General features: G+C 45.9%; 1 protein-coding gene. It reads right to left on the bottom strand.

Annotation, left to right across the window (positions count from 1 at the left end):
- Positions 1 to 378 precede the first annotated feature (378 nt).
- The coding region (locus tag RF647_RS19125; RefSeq protein WP_368813115.1) for a hypothetical protein at positions 379 to 582 on the bottom strand (204 nt) is incomplete at its 5' end.

The following is a 582-nucleotide window of genomic DNA, read 5'->3' as shown; positions in this document are numbered from 1 at the left end:
GGTCGATAAGACCTCACCATGCCCTGTAAGTAAACGCTCTTTTTCCCCATACTGAAATGGGCACTGGATCATTACTCTAGCGCCTGATGAAAACAGCAATACTAAAGATCCCACACCCACGGTTACCCCGGTAAATATGGATTGTTCTAATTCATGAAGCTCAGCATCAGTAATCATTTTGCTCTTCCCTTTTTAGCGGCATAGAGCCTGCTCTGGTGGTACATGTGTTTCACCATGTGTACCATTGACACCTGTAGCAGGATGGTTTCCGGGTGTACTTAACAACACCGGCGATGTGCCGGTGATCAAGCGCGGGAGCGGGCATTGTGGGTAAGATCTGTTAAAACGATCCCGGCTCGGTGGCCGGGATCCATAACATCATGATTCCAATAATCTATGGTGATTCTTATCATTGGTAACAGGTTTCGGAGCCACACTACGAATATTTCCAGCATGATCAAGTGTTTCATACCAAGTTCTGGTTTGATCTGTTTTTGGATCCCACTCTCTTACCAGTCTGGCCCCAGCAATTTCTCCGGTAGTTCTAGAAGGAGTTATATCACCATAAAAGCGATAATTTCC

The organism is Kocuria sp. CPCC 205263 (genome assembly GCF_040981075.1).
GTDB lineage: Bacteria > Actinomycetota > Actinomycetes > Actinomycetales > Micrococcaceae > Kocuria > Kocuria rosea.
Note: the sequence above shows the minus strand (reverse complement) of the source record. Positions and strands in the feature narration are given on the sequence as shown.